The following is a 12,087-nucleotide window of genomic DNA, read 5'->3' as shown; positions in this document are numbered from 1 at the left end:
CCCCCCTGCCCTCCCCCCTCCTCCACCGCGCTCGCCACACCCTGAGTCAGGTCGTCTCCCGCTACTCCACCGCGCTGCAGGGCAACCCCGAGCAGGGGGCTACCCTGGCGGCGGTCAAGTCTGGGCTGGGTCAGCTCCAGAGCCTGACGGCCAAGCTTGAGTCGCGCTGCCTGCGGGTGGCGGTGTTTGGTCTGGTTAGCCGGGGCAAGTCGGCGGTGATCAATGCCCTGGTAGGCGAAAACATTCTCGAAACTGGCCCCCTGCACGGCGTTACCCGCTGGCCGCGATCGGTGTATTGGCAGCCCGAGGTCAAGACCGGGGTTGAGAACGGCCTGCCGTGGCAAATCGAACTGATCGATACCCCTGGCCTGGATGAGGTGGGGGGCGACGTGCGGGCCGAAATGGCTCAGACCGTAGCCACTCAGGCCGATCTAATCTTGTTTGTCGTGTCGGGAGATATTACCACCTTTGAATATGAGGCCCTGCTGGAGCTGCAGCAGGGGCAGAAGCCGCTGCTGCTGGTATTTAACAAAAGCGATCTCTACCCCGACGTCGATCGCCAGGCGGTGTACCAGACCCTGCAAAAGCTGCGGACCGATCTGGGGCAGGGTAGCCCCAGCACCCCGTTAGCGGTTGACGATGTGGTGACTGTAGCGGCCAGCCCTGCCCCCCTCAAGGTGCGGGTCGAGTGGCCCGACGGTCGCACCAGCGAGGAGTGGGAGCCCCAGCCTTCCCAGATCGAGCCCCTGCGCCAGGCATTGCTGGCGATCGTGGCCGAGGATGGTGCTGCCCTGGTAGCCCTCAACGCCCTGCGCAACGCCCGCGCCATTGAGGGCGAAATGGTGGGTCACGTGAGCCGTCTGCACGGCGATCGCGCCGACGACACCATCTGGCAGTTTGCCAAGTACAAAGCCGCCGCCGTTGCCCTCAACCCCATTGCTGGCCTCGACCTGCTGGGCGGTGTCCTCATCGACCTGGTGATGATTCGCACCCTGGCGCGGCTCTACGGCTTTCCGATCACTGGCCACGAGGCGGGGCGGCTCTGGCGGGCTATTCTCAAAAGCTCGGGCACGCTGCTGCTCAGCGAGGTGGGCAGCGGGCTGCTGGGGGCGGGTAAAACCACCGCTGCCCTGGTCACCCTAGTTGATAGCGCCACCGGGGTTGCGGCGCTGGCTGGAGCCATGACCGCCCAGGCCAGTGCCGCCGGCTACGGGTCTTATACCGTAGGCAAGGCCGCTAAAACCTATCTAGAGCAGGGCTGCACCTGGGGACCCGAGGGGGTCAGCGCTACTCTGGCCGCTATTCTGCAAGATACCGATGCCTCTAAAACCCTGGCCCGGCTGCGCCAGGAAGTGCAGGCCGATTTAGACTTAGTAGAAACCTCAGCAGCCAAGGGGTAGGGTTCGGTAGCCATACCTTTGATCGAAGCTAGCTGAGTAGGACTCATCCCGCATCCTGCTCGGCTCTGAGGTTGGCAGGACAACCACCGTTTACCCCAACAGAACTTAATTGCTAGGGGTTGACGAACCGGCTTAAATGGGTACTTTGGGTTGACTCATCTGTTGTTGCCGCAGGGCAATGATCTTTGAAATATCCCTGGGTCACTCAGTGACGACAGAGTGACGACAGATCAAACTGTTTGCCCTGTAAGATAGCCCCAAAACTGTTGCTCTCAGTCTGTCTACCTGTTGTGGAGCTATCTGGCCATTGCTATAACCTTACCGGTCGGGGTGTGTCGGCTATGGCCGCTCTCTCAAATTCAAACTTCTTTGTTGCCAGTGCTACCGAATCATTAGCCCCTATCGCTGCCCAATCTCTGTTCTCTAACCATACCAGCGCTCTCTGCATAGGCGATTTAGTCGATGTGCTGCCCGCAGTGCTCACTCCCCAGACTTCGATTCGGGAGGCGGTGCAGGTGATGCAGGAGCAAATGTTGAGCTGCGTCGTCGTCGCCAATGGCGGTGCTATTTTAGGGCTATTTACCGAGCAAGAGTTGCTCGGTTGCGTTGCCGCTGGGGTAGATACCGCCACCGCTGCTATTGGCCTGAGCCTTGTGCCTGAGGTGCCCATGTTGCGCCCCGACGATAGTGTTGAAGCGGCGCTTCAGGCCCTACAGGGCACCCACTGCGGCTACCTGCTAGTGGTCGACGGCCAGAATCAAATCTGTGGTCTGGTGCTGCGCCAGCGTCTCTATCGGGCTGTGGCCGAGAGTCAGGCTACCGGAGCAGAGCATGGAGCCGAGAGCCGCAGGCCAGCCCACAGCGATGGTTTGCAAGATACCGCGCCCTCCCCTTACCAGCTAGAAGAACTCGCCCTTGACGACCCGGTTGATCGCCCGCTAACTCCCCCCTCCGATCGCAGTCTGACGATCTTGACCAATATTCACTACCAGCTTTTGGGGCTGGAGGGGCAAAATCGCCTGCGGGTGTTTGGCCGCTGCCTGAAGCTGCTGGGGGTAGCCAGTCAGGCCCAGGGAGTTGCTCTGTTTGAAACGCATCTGGACGGCCACGGCAACACCCTAACCAGCCTGCGAGCCGCCTGGCACCCCCCAGGGGCCGCTAGCCTTGACCAGAGTAGCCTGCAAAACCTGCCCCTCGGCCAGCTGCAGCGGTGGCACGAGGTGCTGGCTCGGGGAGGGATGCTGAGCGGGGTGATCAGCGGCTTTCCGGCAGCGGAGCAGTCGCTGTTGAGCCGTTTAGGCGGCGACACCGTGTTGATACTGCCCCTGCGCTGCCACGGCCAGTACTTTGGGTTTCTGATAGTCAGTCGCGCCGGGGATGATTCTGGTCAGGATTCTACGGGTAATGAGTTTAGGGAGACTGGCTCTGAGCGTCGCCCTGCCTGGCCACCGGCCACCGTTAAGCTGCTGCGCACCGCCTCGATCAGTCTGTCGCTGGCCTGCGAGCAGTACGCGATGCAGACGTGCCTGCGGCAGACTCAAAACGCCTTTGCCAGCCTGTTTCACCACAGCCCCGACCCCATAGCGGTGACCACCTTTCCTGAGGGCCGCCATGTGTTGGTCAACGCTAGCTATGCCCGCTGGCTGGGGCGACCGAGCAGCGAGATTATTGGCCGCCGCCCCGCCGATCTGGGGTTGGTGCACAACCGGCGGCAGTTTGCCCACCTGCGCCGACAACTGCGCGATCGCAGCTGCATTAAAAATATCGAGATCGATTCCCACCTGCCCAACGGCCAGACCCGCACGCTGCTGGTGTCGTCGGAGCTAACCCAGCTCAACCATCAGACCTGTTTGCTCTCGATCGGTAAAGACATCACCGAGCGCAAGGCCATACTGGCGACCCTGAGCGCAGCAGAGGCCCGGTTTCGAGCCATTTTTGAGCAAATCGACGTGGGCATTTGCCAGGCTGAACTGAGCGGTCAGCTCTTCGACGTAAACCCCGGCATCTGCCGCATGCTGGGCTTTAGCCGCCAGGAGCTGTTAGAGAAAAATTTTGCCGACTTCACCCATCCCGAGGATCTGGCCCTTGACCTGCGGCACTACCAACGGCTGATAGCCGGTGAAATTCCTTCGTTTACGATGGAGAAACGCTACGGCCACAAGGACGGCCACTTTATTTGGGTGGCGCTGACGGTGTGCCTGGTGTGCGATGGCGACGGCCAGCCGCTGTTTAGCATTGGGGTATCGCAAGACATCAGCGAGCGCAAACGCGGTGAGGCCGAACGCAAGCGGCAGGAGGCCGAACGCCGGGCTGCTGAGCAGGCGCTGCAAGTTTCTCACCAGCGCATCAACAACATTTTAGAGAGCATTACCGACGCCTTTTTTGCCCTTGACCAGAACTGGCAGTTTATCTACCTCAACCAGCGGGCTGAGCAGTTTTTGCAGCGATCGCGGCACCAGGTGCTGGGCCAAAACCTGTGGTACGAGTTTCCCGAGACGCTGGGCACCCAAATGTCTAGACAGCTGCGCCAGGCCATGGTGGAGCGGGTCAGCCTCACCTTTGAAGAATACATGGCCCACTCCGACAGCTGGTGCGAGTTTCATGTGTACCCCACCCAGGAGGGGCTGGCGGTGTACTTTCAAGATGTCACCAGCCGCAAGCGGGCCTACGAGCAGATCGAGCATCAGATTCGCCGCGAACAGGCTCTCAATCGGGTGGTGCAGGCCATTCGTGAGTCGCTCGATCTCGACAGCATCTTCAGCACCGCCGCCCGCGAAATTGCCCACCTGCTCCAGGCTGACCATGTCGATATTCAGATGTACTTACCCGCTGACCACCACTGGCGGGTGATCGCTGAGCACCGGGCCAACCCCGACTTGCCCAGCTTGCTCTACCGCACTCTGGCCGAGCCTGGACCTGGGTTTGGCCCTGATGCGCCCCAGAGTAGCCTACAGCTCGACACCGCTATTCCCCACGAGTTGCTGGCGGCCCTACCCGGCAGCTGGCGGCTGGTACCGCTCTACCTCAGCCACCCCCGGCCCTGGGGTCGCCTAGGCATTCACCGCCAGGGGGCCGGCCCCGAATCGTGGAAAACCGCCGAGATTGAGCTAGTGCAAACCGTGGCCGACCAGCTGGCGATCGCCGTGCAGCAGGCCCAAACCCTGGCCCAGGCCCAGCATGAGCTGCGGCAGCGGCAGCAGGCCGAGAGTCGGCTAAAAGAGGCCCAGCGCATTGCCCACACCGGCAGTTGGGAGCTGTACCTGCCCAGCCAGCAGCTCACCTGGTCGGAGGAAATGTTCCGCATCTATGGCCTCAGCCCCCGCCCGGTACCGCCCTCGCTAGACGAGCAGCTGGCGGCCCTAGACCCCAGCGATCGCCCCCTGTGGCAGAGGCAGCTGGCCGAGTCGAGCCGCAGTGGCCAGTCTCTCAACCTGGAGGGGGCGATCGTGCGCGCCGACGGCAGTCGCCGGGTGGTGCAGCTGCTGGGGCAGGCTCAGCACAACGACTCGGGGGTGGTCACCAGCCTGGTCGGCACCCTCACCGATATCACCGAGCGCAAGCTGATCGAAGATCGGCTCGCCTACGAGGCCCTGCACGACCCCCTGACGGGGTCGCCCAACCGAGCCTTTTTTATGGAGCAGCTCAACGCGGCGGTGGCGGCCGCTAAAGCGTCTGAGGCGGTGGTCTTTGCGGTGCTGTTCATCGACCTCGATCGCTTTAAGGTGATTAACGACAGTCTCGGCCACCTGGTGGGCGATCAGCTGCTGATCGAGTGCGCCCGCCGCCTGGGCTCGGTGGTGCGAGACGGGGATCTGGTGGCGCGGCTGGGGGGCGACGAATTTGCCATTTTGCTCAACCCCATCGCCGTAATTGATGACGCCCAGGGCGTGGCCGATCGCATTCACCAGGTCTTGCAAGCGCCGCTGGTGCTGAGCGGGCGCGAGATTTTTATCAGCGCCAGCGTGGGCATTGCCTCTAACCTGACCGGAGCCGTGGAGGCGGTCGACTTTTTGCGCGACGCCGACATCGCCATGTACCGAGCCAAAGAGAACGGTCGGGGACGCTCAGCCCTGTTTGACCCCGCCATGTACGAGCAGGTGGCCACCCGCCTTACCCTCGAAAACGACCTGCAGCGGGCCATCGATCGCCAGGAGCTGGCCCTGCACTACCAGCCGATTGTCGATTTGATTCACCACCGGCTGATCGGCTTTGAGGCCCTGGTGCGCTGGCACCATCCCCGCTGGGGGCTAATTTCGCCCAGCACTTTCATTCCCCTGGCCGAAGAAACCGGGCTGATTTTGGCCATTGGCGAATGGACCCAGCTGGCCGCCTGTCAGCAGCTTCAGCACTGGCGGCAGCGCTTGCCCGAGGCCCAAGATCTAGTAGTGAGTGTCAACCTGTCGGTGAAGCAGTTCGCCCACCCTCGCCTGATTGACACCATCGACGAAGCCCTGGCCACCACTGGCCTGAGCAGCCGCTACCTGCGCCTCGAAATCACCGAAAGCGCCCTGATCGAGAACCCCCAAACCGCCGAGGTCATGCTCAAGGCTCTGCGCGATCGCGGCATTCAGCTGGGCATCGACGACTTTGGCACCGGCTACTCGTCGCTCAGCATGGTGCACCAGTTTCCGATGCAGATTCTCAAGATCGATCGCTCCTTTACCCAGTCGATGGAAGCCGACCCGCGCGGGGTGGCCATGGTGCAGGCGATTTTGGCTCTGGCCCAAAGTCTGGGCATGGCCGCGATCGCCGAAGGAGTTGAAACCGAGAGTCAGCTCGAACGGCTGCGCCAGCTGGGCTGCCCCTACGCCCAGGGCTACTGCTTCTCGAAACCCCTGCCCGCCGCCGAGGCCGAACAGCTGCTGGTGAACTGGCCTCGGGGTTAGCACCGCGATCGCTACCTCAATCGATGGCTATGGGTCGTAGACTGGCCCTACCTCTGGCCCGTGCGGTCGGGCGCAGTGAAGCCAGGGCTACATAGGCTCTCAAGAACTGTGCCTATACTGAGGGCACCCCCTGCTCCTGGGCTATTGCTATGGATTCCTTAACCCGGCGCACCAAAATTGTGGCCACCATTGGCCCCGCCAGCAGTTCTAAAGCCATTCTCAAACGTATGATCGACGCGGGCATGAACGTGGCTCGGCTCAACTTTTCCCACGGCAGCTACGACGACCACGCCCGCACGATCGCCCTGCTGCGCGAGGTTGCGGGCGAGCACGACACGCCCATTACCCTACTGCAAGACCTGCAGGGGCCCAAAATTCGCGTCGGCCCGTTGCCCGGCCCCATCGATCTCGAAGAAGGAACCACCGTGACCCTGGTGCCCCTCGATCAGGTCGATGGGGTGACTGGGGGCATCGGCATCGACTACCCCTACCTGGCCGAGGAAGCCCAGCCCGGCATGCAAATTCTGCTCGACGACGGGCTGCTGGAGCTGCGGGTAGAGGCGGTTGCCGAGGCCAAAGTCATCTGCCGCGTGATCCAGGGCGGGCCGCTGAAAAGCCGCAAGGGGGTCAACCTGCCCGACCTCACCCTGCGCCTGCCTTCGCTGACCGACAAAGACAGGCAGGATGTCGAGTTTGGCGTTGCCCAGGGGGTAGATATTGTTTCCTTGAGCTTTGTGCGCCAGGCCCAGGATATTCTCACCCTCAAAGACCTGCTGGCGAACCTGGGGGCCAGCCACACTCCGGTGCTGGCCAAAATCGAGAAACCCCAGGCGATTCGCAACCTGGAGGAGATTTTGGCGGTGGTCGATGCCGTGATGGTGGCGCGGGGCGATCTGGGGGTGGAGATGCGGGCCGAAAAGGTGCCGATGCTGCAAAAGCACATCATTCGCGAGTGCAACCGCCGCTGCATTCCGGTGATTACCGCCACCCAGATGCTGGAGAGCATGATTCAAAACCCGCGCCCCACCCGCGCCGAGGCCAGCGATGTCGCCAATGCCATCCTCGACGGCACCGATGCGGTGATGCTGTCAGGAGAGTCGGCGGTGGGGGCGTTTCCGGTGCGGGCGGTGGAGATGCTGGCCCGCATCGCTGGCGACGTGGAGCAAGACCTGAGGTTTGACAACCAGCCCGCCGCCCTCAGCGATGAAACCCACGCCCTCAGCGAAGCCCTCAACGCCATCGACTCGACCCTCGATCTCAAGTACATCGTCTGCTTTACCGAAACGGGCTACAGCGCCACCATTGCCTCCGGCGAGCGACCCAACGCGCTGGTGGTGGCCTGCACCCCTAAAACCACGGTCTACCACTGGATGAACCTGATCTGGGGCGTTAAGCCCATCCTGCTCGACGATTTTCCCCAGAGCTTTGAAGACATGGTGGCGGTGGCCGAGGGCAGTCTGCGATCGCGCCACCTGGTCGAGCCCGGTGACAAGCTGCTGGTGATGGGCGGCGTGCCCGCCAACACCCCCAAGGGCACCAACTTCCTCAAAATTCACACGGTGGCGGCGAGCTAGGGCGTGTCATCAATTGTGGCCAAAAGCTCGGCATATCAAGCCTTGCCACGCCCGACCCAAAAGACAAGCTAGGGGCTGTAACCCTTGATTTTTGAACGTTTAGCAGCTAATTGATGACAGCCCCTAGCGCTCAGGACTGGGCGACTCGGGCAAGAACTGGAGGCCGTAGCGGCTGGCGATCGCCGCTACCTGGCTGCGATCGAGGGGTTGCCCTTTGGGGAGTTGATCAATCTCCACAAAAAACTGCTCAAAGCCGCCAGGAGTCATGGTGTTCATCGCCATCCCCGGTGCTGGGCCAACATTGCGAAACCTGTGGGGAATGTGGGCGGGCAGGTGCACCAGATCGCCTGCGCTGGCGAGAATCGTCTCGTCCCCAAAGCGAAACTCGTAGGTGCCCTTAATACTGTAGAACAGTTCGTCTTCGTGCTCATGCACGTGCAGAGGCGGGCCACCCTCCGGCGGCGTGGTGCTAATCACCACAGAATAGGCCCCATCGGTCTGAGCACTCATGATCTTGCCGACGATTTCTAAACCAAAAATTTTCCAAGGGGTGCCCGCATCGGCCTCTACCCAGACGGGCGCGGCGAGGTCTGAGCGGTCGGCCTCGCCAGCATCGGCCCAGCTCAGCAGAGGGCGATAGCCCAGAGCCAAAATACCCAGGGCGAGCAGGGCGGCGATCGCCACCAATCCCCAACGGCGGCGGGCAAAATAGCGGCCAACATCAAGCCATTTACGTCGGTTGAACATGGTCAGATAGGGGCGGTATCCGGTTGAATACCGGCAACTTTAGCACGGCCCCCGCGTCCCCCCGCGCAAAGCAGACTGACGGCCCCAGCGCTCAGCCCGAGGGCAGCGGGTCGGTTAGGCCGGGGCCGGTGCAGTAGCCGTTGCGACCCTTCGCCTTCGCCGCATACAGAGCCTGATCGGCGGCGGCTACCAGGTCTTGCGCCTCGTGTTTGGCGCTGGGAATCACGCTGGCAACCCCCAGGCTTACCGTCATTCGGCCCTCGGGGGCGGTGGCATGGGGAAGGTTGAGATCGCCCAGAAGGTCGCAGATATGCTGGGCCACATGCATCGCCCCGCTCAAATCGGTGTTGGGCAAAACAATGGCAAACTCTTCTCCGCCGTAGCGGGCCACCAGATCCGCTGGCCGCCGCACCGCCTGCAAAAAGATTTCTACCAGCGTTTGCAGGCACTGGTCACCAGCCTGGTGGCCGTAGGTATCGTTGTAGCGCTTGAAGTAGTCGGCGTCGGCCAAAATCAGGCTGAGGGGCTGCTGCTCGCGGGTCAGGCGCTGCCATTCCTGGTCGAGAAAGGTATCGAAGTAGCGACGGTTGGCGGCTTTCGTCAGGCCGTCGACGTGAACCAACCGCTGCAGCTCCTGGTTGAGCTGCACCAGCTCCTGGTTGCGCTCCTCAACCCGGTGCTCCAGGGTGATGAACACCTCTTTGAGCTGTTGCGCCATCGCCGCCAGCGAGCGAGACAGATCGCCGATCGCATCGGAGCGCTCAATTTCAATCGGCTGATCCCACTGGCCCAGGGCTAGGGCGCGGGCGCGATCGCTGAGTTTGCGCAGGGGTTGCGTCATCCACTGGGCAATGACCAAACCGCTGAGACCAGTCAGCAGCAACGCCAGCCCGTACAGCACCAGCGTCGTTCGATTGCTGGCGTTTATTTCGCCCATAAAATCGGCTTCGGGTATGACCACAACTAAGCGCCAGTCGAGCCCAAATTCGTCGATGAAGCGCTCCGTTTGCAGCGAATAGCGCTCTCGGTTGAGCCGAAAGATCTCCTGGCTGCCGCCCGTATCACGCAGGCTGCTGTCGTTTTTCATCAGGTACTGGGCCGTACCGTGAATCAGAGCATTCTCGCTGGCGCTGGCCGGTATCAGCACGGTGTCTTCCTGGGCTCCTGCCACAATCGGCTCCGGGGTTGAGCTGGCAATCAGAAGCCCTGACGAATCCATAATGAAGGCGATGCCGCGGGGGCTAATGTACAGGCCGCGCAGAAAATCATTGAGTTCCTCAGACAAAATCACGTCGGTAGCGCAGACCCCCAACAGGTCACCACTGGCCGGATCATAGACCGGCGCGTTGGCGGTAATGGTTGGCAACATCGTCTCAAAATCGAGGTATACCGGGCTCCAGGTGGGTTCGCCTGCCTCTCGGGCAGCCCTGTACCAGGGCCGCATCCGCGGGTCGAAAGGTTTACTGCCCACCCGCCGTAGCAAGCCGCGATCGCCCTTACTGTCGAGCGCATAGTAGTGAAAGTAGCGGTCTAGGGAGGCATTCGCTACCTGCACCTGCAGGGTGTGGCCGGTTCCTCCCTGGGAGCGCCCAACGCCTAAAAACGCGCCATCTTTTTCGGTGGCGCAGTAGATTAAATTGGTCGCTGGAAAGATGCTGACCTGCTGCCACAGCTGGTGAGTTCCTTTTCCCGTTAGGGTATCGATATCGCCCTGTAGTAGCGAACTCGCGTTGAGCTGATTGATAATGCTGGGCTTGGCCAGGGTGTCTTCTAGCTGCTCTAGAATACGCGCGGTCAGTTCTCGTTTGACCTGGGCAGTAAGCGCGTGAACGGCAGCCTGCCCGTTTTGATAGGAGAAATAGGCTACAGCCCCAACCACGACCGCCACCTGAACCGCAAAGGGAATGGTAATGGCCGTCTGGAGGGGGAGCTTGCTCAGCAGTTTTTTAACACTTGCCATCATGCTCAAGCAGGAATAAACTCCCCGGCGTAGCGCTAGGGGCTGGGTCACGAAGACAGCGCGCTGTGAGGCCCGGTATCTCTGTTTAGTTATCCCTAAAACTGCGTCTAAACGTATTCCATCTCGATAAACGTTCAGCCCTCGCGCTCCAGGCGCACCTCGACTTCGCGCTCTACATAGCCCCATTCTGGGCTGTCGCGCAGGCGGCGCAGCAGGTGATCAAACCCCTGGGTGTGCTCAGGCGCAAACTCAAACCAGGTGAGAAAGTCGAAGGGCTCAGCCAAATCGCGACAGTGGTGCAGCTGGCGAGCCACCTGCGGCAGATACTCCAGCCCCATGGCCGTGTGGTGCGACTGTTCTTCAAAAATAGCGCGGCGCTCATCCTGGGCCATTGCCCACCACCGGGCATTTTTCTTGATGGGAATTAGCACCGCGATCGCGGCCTCGCTGCGATTTAAGCTGGGCTGCACGGCCCGGAGTTTGGTAATTTCATCCCGCCTGGCGTAGCGGATATTGCTGGTAAAACTTTGCAGCACCCAGCGACTGTTGGGCGGCACCTCTGTCACAGCCTGGTTGATGACATCGACGCGATCGACGGCGGCCAGCCCGTCGCCAATAATGGCCCGAATTTCTGTTACTCGCCAAGCCCCAAGATCGCCGCCCACAAACGAATATCGATTGTCCATAAATTATCTCCAAGGGGTAATAAACTCGCTTGGGTGAGGCACAGAATGAGTAAGCAGGTCTGATTATCTGTAAGACGCATTTCGACTCCGCTCAATGCTCGATCCATTACTGGGTAGAGGTTTGGGCGGAGTCCTTCACAAGGTGTCTCCCGAAGGAAAAAATTTGGAAACCTAAGCCGAGTGTAGCTTCGCAGTTTCGCCCTCCTACTTCTCTGAGCAGCCCAATAATAAAAAGCCCTTGCTTAACTTAGCAAAGGCTTTTAGCGAAAAACATTCGACAATAGGACATTCTGCTACAGAGTTTACCAAACACAGGCTCTATAGCACTGAATGTTTAGTCTTTTTCTAGATTTTCGCGACGAATTTCATCGAGACGAGAGGCGTCTTTATCTAGATTTTCCTGACGCAGTTGATCGAAGTCAACACCACCTGCGACTTCTTTAAGCTGATCGTCAGATAGTGATTCGTCTTCGGCAACAGCTTTGGTATCTTCAATCATTTGAGAATCCTCCGGTTTGGCTTGCACGCTCATCCTAGAACTTGTCGTCTCGATTTGTCTGCCTGAAAAAATCGGTGCTTAAGCGGAGAAGACGTTAAATGCTTTATGAGAAATCCATGAAAAGAAAATTAAAGCTATATTAATGATTGCCAAAATCTTTGATTTTTGTGTTTTTTAATTCAAGGAATTGCGTGAATTATCATCTCATTCTCAGGGGCGATTAATCTAAGTAAGCAGCAGCTTTTCTTCGGAGTAATGAAGTGCGAGAAAAATGCCCGATGCTGCAAAAAGATGGGGCATACGGTTAGGAATGCCGGATAAAATCTTTTACTTTT

At 60.1% G+C, this 12,087-nt stretch carries 7 protein-coding genes; 3 read left to right on the top strand and 4 right to left on the bottom strand.

Annotated elements, in window-relative coordinates; translation table 11 throughout:
* From ACQ4N7_RS27230 to pyk, 3 genes are all read left to right on the top strand, one after another.
* The coding region (locus tag ACQ4N7_RS27230; protein WP_430714582.1) for a DUF697 domain-containing protein at nucleotides 1–1,400 on the top strand (1,400 nt) is incomplete at its 5' end.
* A gap of 341 nt (nucleotides 1,401–1,741) precedes the next feature.
* Entirely contained in the window at nucleotides 1,742–6,286 is a 4,545-nt protein-coding gene (locus ACQ4N7_RS27225) for an EAL domain-containing protein (RefSeq protein WP_430714581.1), read from the top strand.
* Nucleotides 6,287–6,435: 149 nt separating this feature from the next.
* Entirely contained in the window at nucleotides 6,436–7,860 is a 1,425-nt protein-coding gene (gene pyk, locus ACQ4N7_RS27220; protein WP_430714580.1) for a pyruvate kinase, read from the top strand.
* Between the two features lie 123 nt (nucleotides 7,861–7,983).
* Here pyk and ACQ4N7_RS27215 read toward each other — a convergent pair whose 3' ends face one another.
* The 4 genes from ACQ4N7_RS27215 to ACQ4N7_RS27200 all read right to left on the bottom strand — a co-directional run bounded on the left by ACQ4N7_RS27215 (nucleotide 7,984) and on the right by ACQ4N7_RS27200 (nucleotide 11,752).
* A complete protein-coding gene (locus ACQ4N7_RS27215; protein WP_430714579.1) occupies nucleotides 7,984–8,607 on the bottom strand; it encodes a cupin domain-containing protein in 624 nt (207 codons plus the stop codon).
* 91 nt (nucleotides 8,608–8,698) lie between these two features.
* A complete protein-coding gene (locus ACQ4N7_RS27210; protein WP_430714578.1) occupies nucleotides 8,699–10,567 on the bottom strand; it encodes a diguanylate cyclase domain-containing protein in 1,869 nt (622 codons plus the stop codon).
* Nucleotides 10,568–10,701: 134 nt separating this feature from the next.
* The gene (locus ACQ4N7_RS27205; RefSeq protein ID WP_430714577.1) at nucleotides 10,702–11,253 is read right to left on the bottom strand and encodes a chlorite dismutase family protein; all 552 of its coding nucleotides are present in this window, start codon (nucleotides 11,251–11,253) and stop codon (nucleotides 10,702–10,704) included.
* Nucleotides 11,254–11,587: 334 nt separating this feature from the next.
* Complete coding sequence (locus tag ACQ4N7_RS27200; protein WP_430714576.1) at nucleotides 11,588–11,752, bottom strand: hypothetical protein; 165 nt, start codon at nucleotides 11,750–11,752, stop codon at nucleotides 11,588–11,590.
* Between the last annotated feature and the right edge of the window lie 335 nt (nucleotides 11,753–12,087).

The sequence above is a fragment of the Nodosilinea sp. AN01ver1 genome, assembly GCF_050565655.1.
Lineage (GTDB): Bacteria > Cyanobacteriota > Cyanobacteriia > Phormidesmidales > Phormidesmidaceae > Nodosilinea.
Note: the sequence above shows the minus strand (reverse complement) of the source record. Positions and strands in the feature narration are given on the sequence as shown.